The organism is Neobacillus niacini, assembly GCF_023715785.1.
GTDB lineage: Bacteria > Bacillota > Bacilli > Bacillales > Cytobacillaceae > Neobacillus > Neobacillus niacini_E.
On record NZ_JAMBOX010000002.1, the window covers coordinates 590,665 to 606,403 of the forward strand.

General features: G+C 41.5%; 17 protein-coding genes and 2 rRNA genes. 6 read left to right on the forward strand and 13 right to left on the reverse strand.

Annotated features, from left to right (window positions below; genetic code table 11):
• Positions 1 to 269 precede the first annotated feature (269 nt).
• Positions 270 to 1,157 carry a cell wall hydrolase gene (locus M3234_RS07475; RefSeq protein ID WP_262304094.1) on the forward strand — a complete coding sequence of 296 codons (888 nt, stop codon included), beginning with the start codon at positions 270 to 272 and terminating at the stop codon, positions 1,155 to 1,157.
• Between the two features lie 75 nt (positions 1,158 to 1,232).
• Here M3234_RS07475 and M3234_RS07480 read toward each other — a convergent pair whose 3' ends face one another.
• From M3234_RS07480 to M3234_RS07500, 5 genes are read right to left on the reverse strand one after another with little or no spacing between them, the layout of a single operon-like run.
• Positions 1,233 to 1,418, reverse strand: a complete 186-nt coding sequence (locus M3234_RS07480; protein ID WP_262304095.1) for a DUF4352 domain-containing protein — start codon at positions 1,416 to 1,418, stop codon at positions 1,233 to 1,235.
• Positions 1,419 to 1,450: 32 nt separating this feature from the next.
• The gene (locus M3234_RS07485; protein WP_262304096.1) at positions 1,451 to 2,122 is read right to left on the reverse strand and encodes a hypothetical protein; all 672 of its coding nucleotides are present in this window, start codon (positions 2,120 to 2,122) and stop codon (positions 1,451 to 1,453) included.
• Positions 2,119 to 2,682 carry a sigma-70 family RNA polymerase sigma factor gene (locus M3234_RS07490; protein WP_262304097.1) on the reverse strand — a complete coding sequence of 188 codons (564 nt, stop codon included), beginning with the start codon at positions 2,680 to 2,682 and terminating at the stop codon, positions 2,119 to 2,121. Before M3234_RS07490 ends, M3234_RS07485 begins: the two co-directional genes overlap by 4 nt.
• Positions 2,683 to 2,704: 22 nt before the next feature.
• The gene (locus M3234_RS07495) at positions 2,705 to 3,721 is read right to left on the reverse strand and encodes an ABC transporter permease (RefSeq protein ID WP_262304098.1); all 1,017 of its coding nucleotides are present in this window, start codon (positions 3,719 to 3,721) and stop codon (positions 2,705 to 2,707) included.
• A complete protein-coding gene (locus M3234_RS07500; protein ID WP_262304099.1) occupies positions 3,718 to 4,590 on the reverse strand; it encodes an ABC transporter permease subunit in 873 nt (290 codons plus the stop codon). The genes M3234_RS07495 and M3234_RS07500 overlap by 4 nt, the downstream gene beginning before the upstream one ends.
• 211 nt (positions 4,591 to 4,801) lie before the next feature.
• On the opposite strand from M3234_RS07500, the gene M3234_RS07505 reads away from it, so the two are divergent.
• Both M3234_RS07505 and M3234_RS07510 read left to right on the forward strand, forming a co-directional pair.
• Entirely contained in the window at positions 4,802 to 6,163 is a 1,362-nt protein-coding gene (locus M3234_RS07505; RefSeq protein ID WP_262304100.1) for a cytochrome ubiquinol oxidase subunit I, read from the forward strand.
• 14 nt (positions 6,164 to 6,177) lie between these two features.
• Entirely contained in the window at positions 6,178 to 7,209 is a 1,032-nt protein-coding gene (locus M3234_RS07510; protein ID WP_262304101.1) for a cytochrome d ubiquinol oxidase subunit II, read from the forward strand.
• A 66-nt stretch (positions 7,210 to 7,275) separates the two neighbouring features.
• On the opposite strand, the gene M3234_RS07515 is transcribed toward M3234_RS07510, so the two are convergent.
• The 6 genes from M3234_RS07515 to M3234_RS07540 form a co-directional block, all read right to left on the reverse strand.
• Positions 7,276 to 7,677 carry a PaaI family thioesterase gene (locus M3234_RS07515; protein ID WP_262304102.1) on the reverse strand — a complete coding sequence of 134 codons (402 nt, stop codon included), beginning with the start codon at positions 7,675 to 7,677 and terminating at the stop codon, positions 7,276 to 7,278.
• Positions 7,678 to 7,815: 138 nt separating this feature from the next.
• Positions 7,816 to 9,666 (reverse strand): asparagine synthase (glutamine-hydrolyzing), encoded by a 1,851-nt coding sequence (asnB, locus tag M3234_RS07520; protein WP_262304103.1) that lies wholly within the window; start codon positions 9,664 to 9,666, stop codon positions 7,816 to 7,818.
• Positions 9,667 to 9,854: 188 nt separating this feature from the next.
• The gene (locus tag M3234_RS07525; RefSeq protein ID WP_262304104.1) at positions 9,855 to 10,901 is read right to left on the reverse strand and encodes a beta-carotene 15,15'-monooxygenase; all 1,047 of its coding nucleotides are present in this window, start codon (positions 10,899 to 10,901) and stop codon (positions 9,855 to 9,857) included.
• A gap of 86 nt (positions 10,902 to 10,987) precedes the next feature.
• Positions 10,988 to 11,824, reverse strand: a complete 837-nt coding sequence (locus M3234_RS07530) for a type II CAAX endopeptidase family protein (RefSeq protein ID WP_262304105.1) — start codon at positions 11,822 to 11,824, stop codon at positions 10,988 to 10,990.
• 201 nt (positions 11,825 to 12,025) lie between these two features.
• A complete protein-coding gene (locus M3234_RS07535; protein ID WP_262304106.1) occupies positions 12,026 to 12,679 on the reverse strand; it encodes a DUF429 domain-containing protein in 654 nt (217 codons plus the stop codon).
• Between the two features lie 16 nt (positions 12,680 to 12,695).
• Positions 12,696 to 13,478 carry an NAD-dependent protein deacylase gene (locus M3234_RS07540; protein ID WP_262304107.1) on the reverse strand — a complete coding sequence of 261 codons (783 nt, stop codon included), beginning with the start codon at positions 13,476 to 13,478 and terminating at the stop codon, positions 12,696 to 12,698.
• A gap of 161 nt (positions 13,479 to 13,639) precedes the next feature.
• Between M3234_RS07540 and M3234_RS07545 the strand changes: the two genes are divergently transcribed.
• The 3 genes from M3234_RS07545 (at position 13,640) to M3234_RS07555 (ending at position 14,870) form a co-directional block, all read left to right on the forward strand.
• Positions 13,640 to 14,341 carry a hypothetical protein gene (locus M3234_RS07545; protein WP_262304108.1) on the forward strand — a complete coding sequence of 234 codons (702 nt, stop codon included), beginning with the start codon at positions 13,640 to 13,642 and terminating at the stop codon, positions 14,339 to 14,341.
• 128 nt (positions 14,342 to 14,469) lie between these two features.
• Complete coding sequence (locus M3234_RS07550) at positions 14,470 to 14,649, forward strand: H-type small acid-soluble spore protein (RefSeq protein ID WP_262304109.1); 180 nt, start codon at positions 14,470 to 14,472, stop codon at positions 14,647 to 14,649.
• 53 nt (positions 14,650 to 14,702) lie between these two features.
• Positions 14,703 to 14,870 (forward strand): hypothetical protein, encoded by a 168-nt coding sequence (locus tag M3234_RS07555; RefSeq protein ID WP_262304110.1) that lies wholly within the window; start codon positions 14,703 to 14,705, stop codon positions 14,868 to 14,870.
• Positions 14,871 to 15,173: 303 nt separating this feature from the next.
• Here the strand turns inward: M3234_RS07555 and rrf are convergent.
• Positions 15,174 to 15,290: ribosomal RNA gene (gene rrf / locus M3234_RS07560) — 5S ribosomal RNA — on the reverse strand.
• A gap of 324 nt (positions 15,291 to 15,614) precedes the next feature.
• Positions 15,615 to 15,739 (reverse strand): 23S ribosomal RNA (locus tag M3234_RS07565); the annotation flags it as partial.

Here is a 15,739-nt window from a genome sequence, read left to right on the forward strand (position 1 = left end):
TACCACCATCTCCAGAATTTTCGCATTTTCATTCTATTCTACTATATTTGGCAAAATCAGCAAGAACCATGAGAGTTCTCAGGTAAATTATCCCTCGTCTTCACATGATTTCCTAGAATATGACATCTTGATAGGTATTTTGTCATAAACTTTCTTTTTATGTCATTTTATTTATCTATTTAACATAAAATGTAACCTTATTGTCCTGTATTTATGATGATAAAACATGTTAGGGTATGTACTAGAGATTTTATTAGGAGGTAGCGCACATGACCATCATGTTGAAATCACTCATCGTAGCTTGTGCAGCTACAATGGCCATTAATATCCAAGATCATACCGCTAAAGCAATAACAGATAATGCACTTCAACATAGAACAAGTATTTCTGTCATTAATCCATTTACTATTGGGGAATTATATATACAGGAAGATTATACTCTTCATGACGCGGTACAAGCCATTGGTGATCTGTTTCATCCGCACAAAGAAGTTCAACTAGATTCAGCAAAACCTGTGATTAACGCCGTTGTTAATGCGGCTGTCGGGGTATTAGCCGATTCTTCAGACCAAGAAAAGAAGGGCGTTGAAGAAAAAACAGAAACGCCAAACGGTTCATCAGAATCAGCAGAAACAGCGACTGAACCGGTTGTTACAGAAGTACTTGATGCTCAAGTAACGGAATCAGCAGACCCTGTCGAGCAACAAATGGAACCTGCAGAAACTGCAGAAACTGCAGTACAGGAAGTTGAGGCACCGGCGATAGAACCCACTGAACCGGCGATCTCCATTTCCGAGCAGGAAAAAAACTTATTTGCTCGCTTAGTGGAAGCAGAAGCGAAGGGTGAATCATATGAAGGGAAAGTGGCAGTTGCAACTGTGGTCTTAAATCGTGTGGAATCACCAGAGTTTCCCGATACGATAACAGAAGTGATCAAAGAAAAAACAGGTAAAGCATATGCTTTTTCACCGGTGCAAAATGGTGAAATCAATAAACCGGCATCCGAAGATTCAAAGCAAGCAGTTGAAGAAGCTTTAAAGAGAGAAAACACATTGAATAATTCCATTTATTTCTATAACCCGGAAATTGCCACTGATACCTGGATTCGCACCCGTCAAGCGGTGGAGACAATCGGTAATCATGTGTTTGCGAAATAATTGAACATCAAAAAGGGCGTACCAACTAAGGTCAGGTGCGCCTTTTTTGATTGAGTTGTAATTAATCCGCGCTTATTATGGCATGTTAATGATTGCTGTTGGCAACTCGGCATACCTTGACTGGTAAAATATTTTCAGACCCTGTTCACCAATTGGACGTTGAAATGTAATCGTACCGGTTACGGATTCATCCTTTTTTAACGTTCCATAATGTAAGTAGGTGTCAACGTCCACGGTCGTTAAATTATCCTGCTCATTCAATTTTCCCCTCTTTTCATATAACTTACAAATATTTATCTTAAAAAGGTTAATAGTAGTTGGAAGCTAGGAGAAAGCAAGTGGACGTTTACATATACTTCCCCTATCTTTTCTTCAAAAATGATGAATGTATCAGCCGGCACATGATAGGGAGTAAGGTCCACTGGATTTTGTAAATCCAAATTTTTGTAGTATTCATTTTTTTGTTCATATGCGGCTGCCAGTAATTGTAAACATTCATCTAACCTGCTTTGATTGGACTGCAATGCCGCTGGGATGGACATTTTTTTAATGCCAGTGATAATCGCTTCTCCATCTTGAATCACTTTGCTACGTAATTCATCCGATTTTTCTGCCGGTTGGTTGCTCTCAACCGATTGAATTAATAAATCTTCGGAAAGTCGCTGGTCTTTTGTCAGTTGAATCATCACATTTTGCAGGTGAATAAGGGCTACCTGCTGCTCACGAATCGTCGGCAAACTGGCTTGATGGATATCAGTCTTCATAAAGCTCACCGCCAGAATGAGCAAACAGGTCGCCGCCAGTACAAGGCTAGTAAAATAGGCGAATTTAGGGCGTATCCGTGAAAATTGGGAATCAGCTGTCGCTTTTTTTACTATTTTCTTTTTCAGGGATTTCGATAATTCCATATCTTTAAAATACGTATCATCTAGACTTTCCTTTAACAATCGAAGATCATCTTTCAAAACTCATCCCTCGTTTCTTTCCCAATCTTTTTAAATAATAGTTCTTTTCCTCTTTTTAATCGGGTCCGAATCGTATTCTCATTTGTTTGTAAAAAGGCGGAGATTTCTTCAACCCGGTAATTTTCATAATAAAAGAGAATGATAACCTCCCTATATTTCACCGGTAAATGGAGAACAGCGGCGGCCAACTCCTTTTTTTGTGACCGCTCCAACACATGCTCCAATACACTGTCCTTCATGTCTTTTTGTTTAGGAGTAAAATCATGAAACAACAAGTTTCGAAACGACCAGCTTTTTAAATAGTCCTTGCATGTATTAATCGTGATTGAGTAAAGCCACGTTTTGACGGATGAGTCGCCGCGAAATTTATCCCAATTTTGAAAGCATTTGATAAAAACCTCTTGCGTGATGTCTTCCGCGACTTTCTGATCCTTTACATATGTAAAAGCAAGCTTCAACACCTTGTTTCCATATGTCTCAATCAGTTCTTCTAGAAGGGTTTCTTTTTTTATACTTGAGATGTCCAAGTGATAAGGGTCTTTTGGTTTATTAAGCTTCATCCTGCTCCCCTTTTCTATTTTTCTATAAATAGCCCCTAGATTGTTCCTTATTGATCAATTCAAATTCCCCTTTTACTGTCATACGGCCGTCCTTTGGCGCGGTCTCTTTTTTCTTGCGGGATTTGACCCATTGCAGTTCCCCCTGCATGTTTTCTTCTAGCTCTTTTTTAATACTATTAACGATAAAAATGACGATAAAAAACCCTAAAATCGGCACAAAAATAGTCCACGGTGCCCTGTTAAAATCGAATAAATTTTGCCCAATCAGCCCAGCCCATTCATTGGATAAGGAGGCTGGTTTTGGAGGCTCGTCATAACCGACAATTCCGCCCGCCGTTTGACCGCCAAGGAATACCCCAAATATTCCGAGATGCATTATGAGTTGCAATGTGCTTAATAGCTGCTGGACCAATAATAATATTCCATATGAACGAATATAAGGCATTAATTGTTTTCTTAAAATATGAAATTTACTCGCACCCATAAGGTAGGAGCTTTGAACAAATGATTGAGATAATAATTGTTCTGTAACATCAGATGAAAATATCGTAACCGTTGGAATTCCAATAAAAACCAACATGATGATCTGAAAGGAAACAACTGAAGAAATCGGTACACCTTCAACTGCACCAATGACGGGCCACATTAAGGCAAGACCTAAGAAAATCGAAGGGATATATCTCATCGTCATAAAAAAGTCTTTAAATACGTTTTTAAGGGAAGGAGCCCATATAGACATGAAAAGTCCCAACATACCTCCGAACAAAACTCTTAGCAAGGCGACTCCAAACGCCGTAATCAAAGTAAACTTCGCCCCGTATAGGAATAGTAAATGCATATCCTGGCCATTTCGGTCAGTTCCAAATGGGTGCTCTAATGAGGGCGGAAACGGAGCCTTTCCAATCACCTTTCCCTGCTCATCCGTAATCATGACATTTTTATTAAAATCTGCTGGTCCATAAGCGGGATACAAGATGCTGGCAACTAATAAAAACAGCAATATCGCTGATCCGATGATGGTTTTTTTATATCCAATCATATCGTGAACTTCTCCTTTCCGGCGATACGCTTCGAAACAAAATATCCTAGTGCTTCGAACAAAAGCAAAGGCAATGTAAATAATAAAAGGCAAAGGGCAAGAGCCGCAATATTCCCACCTCTAAATAGAAGAAATTCAAAAGCTTTGGTAAACCCTGGTATATTAAACATAAATTCGATTAAATAAATATTGGAAAGGATGATCCAAATGCTTGTTCGCAGCTGTAAAATCACCAGCGGTAGGGTATTGGGAACGAGATAACCAAAAAGAAGCTTAATCCGTCCAACCCCTTTTGCCTTTCCGAATAACACATAAATTTGATTCTCCTCCTCCTCCAAAATTTTGATCAAAAACTGGACAAATAAAAGAGTCGGCAGAAACGAAATGGTGACGGTCGGCACAAAATAAGGCCGATTACCAAACACCCCATAAAGCTGCAAAAATTTCAACCCTGTTTTCTGGTAAAGGGTAATCACGAAAAACATAAATAGGAAAATGACCAATAAATCAGGAATCCCCTCAAATATATTGATTAATTTCTTAATAGAGTTTCTGATTTTTCTTGGAGCCATCATGACGCAAAAAGCAAGCAAGAGTCCCGCAATAATGACAACGAGAAGGCACAAAATCAGAATCGACATGGAATAACGGTAGCCATCAACTAGGTTTAGCCCTTGAAAAATTCCAAGGTTAGTTGATTCCTTAAAATGAAGCAGGAATTGAACATCCGTTAGGAGGGAATTCCAAAAAGGTTCCAGATTCAAATTTAGTAATTTTTTTCCAAAGAATAGGATATATAGATTCATCATGATGACAAATCCCATTATCATCAGAACAAGCCTTACTGGCAGCTTTAAAACCTGTTTCATATGTAAACCACCCCACAAACGATTGCACATTTTGGTATTTTTAAAATTAGACGACAGTAATGAGGTTTTCTGTTCATTTTTTAATAAAAAATTGAAAAAGCTTTCTAGGACGGTCTCCTAGAAAGCTTTTTTTGGAGAATATTTCAAGCTGTGGAAAGGAAAACTAATTTCGTTGTGTGTTACTGACTACCCTGGAAAGGACTAATGAATAATGGATGATATCCTAATCGCCCGATCCCTCTTTGGGACTACGATGGCATTTCATATTATTTTTGCAACAATCGGTGTCGGGTTGCCATTAATGATTCTAACAGCAGAGCTGCTGTATCAAAGAACAAAAGATCAAGATTATGTAGTTATGGCCAAAAGATGGACAAAGACATTTGCCGTTTTGCTTGGTGTTGGAATCCCCACCGGGACCATTGCCGGCGTGCAATTATCCTTGTTATGGCCTGGATTTATGGAAGTAATCGGCCGGGTTATGCCGCTGCCATTCCAAATTGAAATTTATGCATTCTTTGTGGAAGCACTATTTATGTCTATCTATGTCTACGCAGCAGAGAGAATTCCCCCTTGGTTGCGGATCGTAAGTCTGGTGCTGGTTGCACTCGGTGCCCTTGCATCTGCCGTGTTGATTACAAACGTACATGCCTTCCAAGGGACTCCAGCGGGCTTCCGTTATGAAGACGGAAAATTCCTTGATATTAATCCATGGGCTGCCTTTTTTAATCCAAGCTTCTATGTTTCTGCTTGGCATGTCGGCGTATCGGCGTATGTGGTTGGAGCATTTGTCGTAGCTTCTGTAGCTTCTTTTAAAATGTTGAAAAATTCGTTTGGCTCCCGAATTTATCTTTTTCATCAAAAAGCCTTAACACTCGGACTCACGGTCGGTTGTATCTTTGCGTTCCTGACCGCCATAAGCGGTCATACCTCCGCTCAATATTTGCATCGTTACCAGCCGGAAAAACTGGCGGCGGCAGAGGGATTGTTTGAAACCCAATCGCACGCGCCTCTGGCGATTGGAGGGTTCACCGACCGGGAAACGGAAGAAGTGAAATGGGCAATTGAAATTCCCTGGGCCTTAAGCTTTTTAGCAGATAACAGTTTTGACACAGTCGTAAAAGGACTACATGACTTTCCGGAAGAGGAATGGCCGCCATTATTTATCCATACTCTGTTTAACGGGATGGTGGCAATTGGTTCCCTGCTAATTCTGATTCCACTTCTTGTATTAGGCTGGAAACGGATTTTAAAAAGACGTCATAATCCAAAATGGTTACTTTGGATTCTGGTTTCGACGGGCCCCCTTTCGGTTCTGGCCATTGAATTTGGCTGGATATTTGCCTGTACCGGACGGCAGCCATGGGTGATTTACCGGATCTTAACGACAGCAGAAGCCGCTACTACCTCAAAGGGCATGGGCACCTTGTTCATATTATTTAGCGGTGTTTATTTCATTTTGGCAGCTGCAGTTGTATTTGTCCTGCTCTATTACTTCAGGAAAAATTCCGAAGTGGATGATTTAAAGCGGGCGGAACGTAAAAATGGAGAATTATACAGTACAAATACATAAGGGGGTAAAGCGATATGCCTGATGCTCTGATTGCGATTACCGTTCTGTGGGGGTTCGTTTTCATATACGCGGTCATGGCTACCATGGATTTTGGCGCTGGATTTTGGTCGATGTTTTACATCAATCACGAAAGGACGCGAGCAACAAACATTGCGAACAGGTATCTGTCACCAACTTGGGAGGTGACCAACACCTTTATTGTAGCGCTCGTTGTTGCCTTAGTGAGCTTGTTTCCCAAGGCCACCTATACACTTGGAACGATCCTGCTTATCCCTGGAAGCATAATCCTGCTGCTGCTGGCCCTTAGAAGTGCATTTCTTGTTTTTTCTAATGCGATACCGGAATACAAAAAACCGTTAACGTATATATCTGGGATCACAGGCATTATCATTCCTGGTCTGTTAATCAGTGTCCTGCCCATTACCCACGGCCATTATATTGAATATGGAGATGGAAATGCAACGTTAAATATGGTTAAATTATTTACCAGTCCAAACGAATATGCTTTTGTCGGTTTTGCCATCAGCAGCAGCCTATTTCTCTCATCATTGCTGCTAGCCGATTATTCTAAAGTCTCGGATGAGATGGACGCCTATCAGGTCTACTTGCGCGATGGGCGAATTCTTGGTCCGATTTCTTTGCTAATGGCATTTCTAATTATGTTGACATTAAAATATGAGGCTGCTTGGTTGTACAATCGAATGATTGATAATATGCCGCTATTATGGGTATCTCTAGGGTTTTTTCTTTTAGTTGGTGTGGGGCTGTATTTTCCGAACCCTTTTGCAAAAGGCGTCAGAGGTATGCCGCGGCTAACAGTGATAGCCGCGACTGCACAATATTTGGTGGCTAGCTATGTTTACGGAAAAGCCCATTTGCCTTACATTGTATACCCAAATGTCACGATACACTCTGCGTTTACCGACCCCTACTCATTCCGAGTAGTGTTTATCACCTATATTGTCGGTTTCGCCATCCTTTTCCCAGGTTTCTTCTACTTTTGGAGTCTTTTTATGCAGGATAAACGGTATTTGAAGAAAAAATGAATAAAATAAACGATTCACATTAGATGGATTTAGAACCTTCTCAGAATAATTTGAGAAGGCTTTTTATTAATTTCTGAAAATCATATAAGTTGCAGTTCCAGAAGCAATTAATTTTCCCATATCATTAACAATTTCCGCCTCGCCAAGAACAAGATTTCTGCCTTTATGTTTGATCCTTCCTTTGCAGATTAGTTTTTCACCCTTTCCTGGCCTTAAAAAGTTAGTTTTCAATTCCACTGTTGACGCAGCCTCATGTTCCTCGAGCATTGGCGTTAAAGCTGTGCCAACCGCAGCGTCGATTAATGTAGCCTGGATTCCGCCATGAACGCTTCCATGGATTTGCAGCAACTGTTGTGTAATTTTTAGCTCCACTTCTGAATAACCCGGAATCGACTTCTTTATTTCCATGCCAATATGTTTCCATACCGGTGTATCCGCAATCTGCTGGCTTCTTTTAGCTATTTCCATTTTAACCTCCAAAGGATTGGTTGCAATATTCTAAATAGTTTATCCCGTGAGGTCATTATAGTATTAATTTAATTGAGAAACCAGTTTTTAATTCGTTGGATTTTATCGCAAGACTGGGTACGGCCTGGTGCTCACACGTTAATTGTCCAGGATGTTAACCTTATACTGCTCGAGCCAGCTGTTTAATTGAACAAAATAAGCCAGCAGCTGCGGACCGGTCATCAACTGCCCGAACCATGGAGTTTTAAACGATGAGCCGTTGGAATCGATAATGTCTTTGAGCTTCTGTTTGGAAACCAATTCAAGGATTGGGGAAGATTTTTGGTCAAGGATGTCGCTGAGCTTATTTTTTACGAGATTGGTATATTCAGGGTGATGGGTTTTGGGATAGGGGCTCTTTTTCCGGTAAAGGACATCATCGGGAAGCACACCCTCCAGAGCCTTTCGCAAAAGTCCCTTCTCGCGGCCATTCAGCATTTTCATGTCCCACGGAATATTCCAGGCATATTCGACAAGACGATGGTCTGCAAACGGGACGCGAACCTCCAGACTTGCCCCCATGCTCATGCGGTCCTTTCGCTCCAACAATGATGCCATAAACCAAGCCATATTAAGATAAAACATTTCGCGGCGCCGAGCTTCCAATGAGGTTTCTCCATCAAGCTTCGGGACCTCTCGCAGCGTTTCTTGATATCGGTCCATAGCATAAGATTTTAAATGTAGTTTCTGCTTCCAAGAAGGGTTTAGCAACTGCTGCCGTTCCTCCAAGGATTGCATCCATGGAAAACCTTCTCTTTCCAGAAGTTCCTCACGATAAAACCAAGGGTAGCCGCCAAATATTTCATCGGCGCATTCACCCGACAACGCGACTGTATAGTCCTGCTTGATCCGCTCGCAAAACCACAACAGGGAGGAATCCACATCGGCCATTCCCGGCAGATCTCTAACCGAAACGGCATCCTCTAAGCGACCGATTAGCTCGTTGTTATCAATCACCTCTGAGTGATGAATCGACCCTAAAAATTGCTGCATTTTTTCAATCCACGGTTTATCTTGGTCGGGCTGAAACGATGTCGCTTTGAAAAATTCATCATTTCGTTCATAATCGATGGAATACGTATGAAGAGTACCCCGCCCTTCCTTTTTGAAATAGTCACTGGCAATTGCGCTGATGGCACTGGAATCAACTCCGCCTGACAAAAATGTGCAAACCGGAACATCCGCCACCAATTGGCGCTCAACTGCATCTTTAACCAGAAATTTTACCTGATCAATGGTTTCAGATAGTGAATGAGGATGCTCTTTGCTTTCGACATTCCAGTACCTTCTGATTCTGGCCCCATTTTTATCATAGATAAGGACGTGAGCGGGTCGAAGTTCGTCGATGCCTCGGAACACTCCGTGGCCCGGTGTTCGCGATGGCCCTAATGCAAGAATCTCCTGCAGCCCTTCCCGGTTGACCTCTGTCCTTACTAACGGATGAGCGAGGATGGCTATTAATTCCGACGCGAACAGCAGCGAGCCATTTCCTTCCTTATAAAAAAGCGGTTTGACACCAAGGCGGTCCCTGGCCATAAACAGCTTTTGTTTGGAATGGTCCCAAATGGCAAATGCGTAAATGCCATTCAGGTGGTCAACACAGTGTTCGCCCCACTCTATATAAGCCGTCAACAACACTTCTGTGTCGGAGTGTGACTCAAAATGATGCCCACTCTTCAGCAACTCCTTGCGAATATCTTCCGTATTGTAAAGTTCACCGTTATAAACCATCGTATAGGGATGCCCGTTTTTCAATTTGGTCATCGGCTGTTTGCCTCCAGTGGGGTCGACGACAACTAACCGTTTGTGAGCAAGTGCCACTTGCGTGGCGGACCAAATATCGGAGTCGTCCGGCCCCCGCTTGCTTAGGGTTTCCGTCATCTTTCTAATGGTGTCTTGCTGTTTCGTGAGATCCTGTCTCCAGTCAACCCAACCTGTAATACCGCACATGATGCATCCCTCTCTCTGAAAAAATCATAACCTTTAACCTTTGATGATTTTCATCATATGTCATTACTTTTAATCTAAACAATATTCGTTTTATATAGATTTAATCTCATATCGAGATTAATCAATGAAGGCTTTACCTTACACACACAAAAAAATGCCAGAAGGTCTCCCCCTGGCAGCAAATTCATTTACCTATTTTCCATTTTATCTTTTAAAACCTGTTTAAATCTCATCGGATCGTCGACGCGAATCGCCACTTTTGAAACCTGTTTTTTCATTCCCATAATCAAAGTCGCTTCGACAGGCTGCTTTAATTTTAAAATAACATCCGGATGGACTTCTTCCATATCTCGCGCAATGAAATCGATAGTATCTTTGGAAAGCTTTTGTTTTAATTGCTCTGGTTCTTCGATGATTTCCTCAATGTCGGACAAATTGATTTTCATGCGCTTCATTAAACCAAGCGAAACATAAATGTTTTCCTCTGACACCACCAACGGATTGTGGCGCACAGCCTGAATGTCGCCCAAAAAGAAAATAACCGTATAGACGTTAAGGACCAGCATAATAATCGATAATACTACTGACTTATCATGAAATAACCAGTGCAGTCCAACCATTTCAAGCACAGTCGCATGAATCAGCATGATTTGAAACGCAATTAAACTGGATTTTTGATGCAAGGTAAACATAGTAGGACCGACTGGCGGTTTCTTTCGCCAGGTTGTAAAAGCGTAGTAGAACATGAGCATCTCAGAGCAAATAACGCGTATAATCTGGTAGGACTTGACTTGCTTTTCTACGGCTGTTGAAAAAGAATACAGCACCGGCAGCGAACTTTCCTTTACGGAACGGACGATGTTCGGCATATATTGAAACAAAGACACGAGAACCAAAATCTCCAGCAGGAGAAACCCGCCTTCAACGGCAAACCCGAACCAAGTGATCGCTTCAAATGGAGCTAAATACTCCATCGGAATGAGGAATCGGACCAAAACCAGGCCGCCGGCAATCCCCAAAAAGAGGTTTTTCCAATTCAACTTTCGTTTCCAACCCAAAAATAATAACGGGGCAATCAGGGCCAAATCAATCATGGAAGCCACTACCATTATATTCGTATTTTCCGGTAAAGTCAGGTTTCCAAATGCAGTATGATACAAAGTATAATTTGCTGCTAACACAAACAGAAGCAATATCAGCAATACATTTCGGTTGAGAGTCCTTTTGAACACCATAGAGGTCACCCTACCCTTTTTTTCTTTCATTATACCATATATTACCTATTAGAATAATATAAACTACCCATTGCATTAAAGTCTTACTATTTCGAAAAATCATTCATATTCCGGTTGACAAACTGTGATCCCTTTCTCATATTCCTGATAATAAGAACAGCAACAGCTCCGTAAAGAATCAGCTGAACGATTCCAGTGTCTCCTGTCAGGATTTCCGCGTACGAAGAATCACTTTCAGTAACTAATCTAAAGCGGGCCCAAGCCACGTTGTGGACAGCATGGATTATGGCAGCCGGCCAAACACTATTTGTAGCCATTCGTACATGCCCAATTAAAATTCCGACAATCGTTAATGATACAAGAAATAGCGGGAATACCACCCAACCGCTTCCTTCGGCATGGTAAACGTCGGTAAGCAGGATGAGCGGCAGGTGCCAGCAGCCATGAATGAATCCAGACAGGACTAGCGCACGAATATTGCCAAGGCGCTGCAAATGTGGGAGAAGATAGCCGCGCCAGCCGATTTCCTCAAAGAGTGAAAAAGTAACAGTGTAGATCAACAGCATTGGGATCGTCGCCATGATCATGGTAACCGGGCTCATGCCTTTTAGGTTGGCAGTTGTGATTTCCCCTATCCCCGTAACCCATAGAATACTATATCCAACCAGATGAACAACAACTGGAGCAACGAACGCAAATCCCCATTTTTTCAGCCCAAGCTTATGGACCCCAAGTGGTACCCATCCCGATTTACTGTACCCATCACGGGTGACAATAAACATCATGATCAGCACCGTAATAACTGGTGAGAACATATACACTTCCCCGCTGATTCCCGGCAATTGCGAAAACAGGCCAGCCAAAGCGATGACAATAACCGTATAAATCATACTCTTTGCTAATGAACTTAAATTCTTAAACATGATTTCCATCTCCTTTTTCTTGATAGTTTGATAATAGGAAATAAAAGTCACGGAATTAGAGTGCACTTTGTCACTTAAAGGTCATATCAAAGTCATAAAAAAAGGCACAAATCTCTTATCGATTCATGCCTTTTGGTTATCTTATTTTCTTCGCGTGGCTTATTTAGGAAAAAATCAGCTGGTATAAAATTCAAACGGAGCCTAACAACAATAATCAAAAGGATGAAGTGGCAGTTCAGCTGGAAACAGCCATCTCGGTTTTAACTCCTTCCAGTGCCAGGCTCCCAAAGCAGCCGCACAGGCATCAATAAAATGACTTTCTTTTTCGATAAAATCAGGAAGATGCCTTAGGTTCTGTTCCTCAAACCAATTTTTTATAAAAGACCTTGCCGTGACGTTTTGTTTGTAATGTAAAACATGCTCAAAGTCCTCCCGTGAAAGCCGTGACCCAATTACGGCACCCGGATGCACTTCCACGATAGATGCCGGATTCGAGGTTCTCATATTTTCAATTTCCCTACTAAGCCTAATCCCCCTCAAAGTCAGATAGACCATTTTGGTCATTGTCGGTGTCATGATCGATCCAGACCTCATCCCCAATGAAACAATAAACTTCCTTAATGCTTTATCACCTGGTCTGTCTCCTCCGCCGTCTTGATAGGATAGTGGGGCGTCGATTCCTACTACCACCTCATCCAACCGACTTTGAGAGTGAATTTCGTTTAATATCTCCCTATCGCTGATATCGCTTAACAGCTTAATAAAAATTAATTGACCCTCTTGTTTTTCGAAAATCGTTAATACTGTATCCTTGTGATTGCTTGGTCCAGATAAATCAATGCCAATAACCCTCATACAACTTCATCTCTCTCTAAGATATTGATCCTTCGTTTAGATGCTTATCGATTTCCGTCAATGTTTTTCCAATGGAATCCTGAATGACATAGGTTCCATCAGCATGATTGTAAGGTGTATCGCCTTTATTAATGATGACCATGGGGACGCCGCGCTCCCGATATTGCGGGAAGGTCGAGAAGGGCGTGACCTTCAGGCTTGTGCCCAGCACCAATAGACAATCGGCCTCCTCGATATGACGAAGAATCGTATTGAACCCTTGGACTGAAAACCACTCTCCAGCATCCCCGAATAAAACTACATCTGGCTTAATAAAACGATCTTCTACCCTTTTTGTATTACAATTGGCGCAAACATAAAAGTCCTCACTTGTTTGCATCCGTGAAATCATATCCTCGGCTGAGTATATTTTTCCACAGTGCAGGCATGAGGCGGTTTTCATGGTTCCATGAAACTCAATGACATTTTTGCTGCCGGCCTTTTGATGAAGACCATCAATGTTCTGGGTAATAATATGCGGTACCCTACCCTGCTCCTCCCATTTTGCCAGGATTTCATGACCGCAGTTTGGCTTGGCATCCGGATGATATAGATTCTCGATTGCAAATTGATAAAACTCCTTCGGATGTCGGTAAAAATAGTCGAGCGAAAGAATGGTTTCAGGGGCCAGCTGATATACCCCTGTTTTGGAACGGAAATCCCTAATTCCCGATTCTGTACTTATTCCCGCACCTGTCAGAACGACGATGTTTTTGGCCTTCTCAATGAAGCTTGTGCAAATATCTATGTTGCTTAACATGTTTAACACTCCTAGTCATACTTTTAGTATCAGTATAACTTCCCGATAAAAAGAAGGAAAATGAAAGATAAGTAACGTATAAAGAAACAGAGGTTAAGGATCTATGGTCGGGGCAATCCTTTGTAAAAACTCCGTCTAACCTAAAAAGGGGGTGCTGCCACGTGAAAAAATGGAGTGTCTTCCTATTGTTGGTTATCTTTTTAACAGGTTGTCGCTCTTCGCTATTTGGCGGAAACGCCATCATTGATTGGGTAGATTTTATTAAATGGGACGGCGCGACTTACGATGGAATATATACCGGAGCTTTGGCTGACACAAAGTACATTGGTGAAAAGATTGGCGAAGTTAAGTTTAGGGTTGCTGACAATGTTTCGAATCCCAATTATAAGATTCGCAATGGCGACGCAGCATTTCATGAAAAAGGAACAGAAATATACAGGATTAAGGGCTATCCACAATTGATTGCCGTTAATTCTCCCCGCGATATTAACGGGTATCGCGTCTATTTTTCAAGAGAAGAAACTGAATTCAAATGGCACTTTAAGGATATGCCGATCGAGAAAGTAAATCGAATCGAAATTTTTCTTGCCTACACACCTAATGGCGCAGAAAAAATAGCGGATATCAATATACCCGACGAAGTGAAAAGGTTTTTAGAACTTTTAAATACCAGCAAGGAAACGCCGACTTTCCAGCCTAATACAGGAAACAGTGATCCTATTTATTACGAGATGGTCTTTTACACCGATGAACCGATTGCCTATAAATATGACCTGCAGTTTGACGGAAACACGTATTATTGGCATCCTTGGGACACATCAATCATTTCGGGCGAAATAGGTGAGTTTCTTCCGAAAAACTAAAAGGAAGCAGGCCAAACGAGTCTGCTTTTTTTTATAGTAAATGGAAACCTTCCTCTTCTAAAATTCCGATAAGTGAGTCCACTTATAATGTTGTGTAAGTTTGGGATAATATCATTGAGGTGAACCAAATGAACCTAAATAGGATAAAAGAGATACTCGCATCTGAAGAAGAAATTTTGGTTAACTATCACGGCATTCCCGTTTGGATTGAAAGCATCGAAACTGCCACCAGCATGGCATTAGTTTCTCAAAGAGGGACGCATGATGAAAGTCGATTGGTCCCAATCGATGGACTAGAGGAAATCTAAAAAGCTAAATATCATTATTTCTATGTACGATTTAAAAGAAAGGATGAAGACGGATGACAAATACTACAAATAACAAACGAGGCAACTCTCCAGGAAGAGATAATAATTTGGACCATGCAAGTATTAAGAATGGTTTAAATAATGACAATGCCTTTAGTGAAAATGGTTTGGAAAATAACCGATTACTTAATGAGACTGTTAGCCAACATAAATCTGAATAAAATTCCGGGCGGTTTCCTGGCTAAAAGAGCCTGTTTTTACTCCAAAAAGGTCGATTGAAGCAATTTAAAGGGGAAAATCGGGTATCCTTTTTTACCAATTTGGAGTTAAAAAATTATATCCGCGGTGTTTCAGCCTATATCTGCGATCATCTTGGATATATCTGCGTTAATTTGATTTTATCTGCGATAAATTAAATATATCTGCGCATAATTCCAATATATCCGCGATGCCCCTTTTTTAAAGCCAATTACCCTTTTAAAACCACAAAAAAGACAACCCTTATTTAGGTTGTCTTTTAATATGCCCGGCAACGTCCTACTCTCACAGGGGCTTTCGCCCCAACTACCATCGGCGCTGAGAAGCTTAACTTCCGTGTTCGGGATGGGAACGGGTGTGACCATCTCGCCATTGTTACCGAGCCTACTACACTGAACTATCTTCCCTGCTGGCTTGCGACGAGCTGAACAACAGCTTCCTCGAATAAGCTTTGGCGCAGGAGCAGACTTTCAAAGTGCCATGTTACTCAAATTATGTTCAAAGAATAAAACAAAGGGTTCATTCCCTCAAAACTAGATAATGCAGAAGAAGTAGTGTAAAAACGAGTTCGCCAGTAAATGACTTGTCTAGCTTCGGCTCCTAACTTCTCGGCCGTTTCGGTCCGTCCCTACAAATCCAAAACCGGGATTTGCAGTGCCAGCCCTCCAACGTCTCTCGAAGTTGAACAGTCGCCTCCGCTTTTCTATTTGGTTAAGTCCTCGATCGATTAGTATCAGTCAGCTCCACATGTCGCCACGCTTCCACCTCTGACCTATCAACCTGATCATCTTTCAGGGATCTTACTAGCTTGACGCTATGGGAAATCTCATCT

Coding starts and splice junctions, on each gene's coding strand:
- M3234_RS07475 (WP_262304094.1), top strand. CDS start 270: ATGACCATCATGTTGAAATCACTCATCGTAGCTTGTGCAGCTACAATG.
- M3234_RS07490 (WP_262304097.1), bottom strand. CDS start 2,682: ATGAAGCTTAATAAACCAAAAGACCCTTATCACTTGGACATCTCAAGT.
- M3234_RS07495 (WP_262304098.1), bottom strand. CDS start 3,721: ATGATTGGATATAAAAAAACCATCATCGGATCAGCGATATTGCTGTTT.
- M3234_RS07500 (WP_262304099.1), bottom strand. CDS start 4,590: ATGAAACAGGTTTTAAAGCTGCCAGTAAGGCTTGTTCTGATGATAATG.
- M3234_RS07505 (WP_262304100.1), top strand. CDS start 4,802: ATGGATGATATCCTAATCGCCCGATCCCTCTTTGGGACTACGATGGCA.
- M3234_RS07510 (WP_262304101.1), top strand. CDS start 6,178: ATGCCTGATGCTCTGATTGCGATTACCGTTCTGTGGGGGTTCGTTTTC.
- M3234_RS07515 (WP_262304102.1), bottom strand. CDS start 7,677: ATGGAAATAGCTAAAAGAAGCCAGCAGATTGCGGATACACCGGTATGG.
- asnB (WP_262304103.1), bottom strand. CDS start 9,666: ATGTGCGGTATTACAGGTTGGGTTGACTGGAGACAGGATCTCACGAAA.
- M3234_RS07525 (WP_262304104.1), bottom strand. CDS start 10,901: ATGGTGTTCAAAAGGACTCTCAACCGAAATGTATTGCTGATATTGCTT.
- M3234_RS07530 (WP_262304105.1), bottom strand. CDS start 11,824: ATGTTTAAGAATTTAAGTTCATTAGCAAAGAGTATGATTTATACGGTT.
- M3234_RS07535 (WP_262304106.1), bottom strand. CDS start 12,679: ATGAGGGTTATTGGCATTGATTTATCTGGACCAAGCAATCACAAGGAT.
- M3234_RS07540 (WP_262304107.1), bottom strand. CDS start 13,478: ATGTTAAGCAACATAGATATTTGCACAAGCTTCATTGAGAAGGCCAAA.
- M3234_RS07550 (WP_262304109.1), top strand. CDS start 14,470: ATGAACCTAAATAGGATAAAAGAGATACTCGCATCTGAAGAAGAAATT.
- M3234_RS07555 (WP_262304110.1), top strand. CDS start 14,703: ATGACAAATACTACAAATAACAAACGAGGCAACTCTCCAGGAAGAGAT.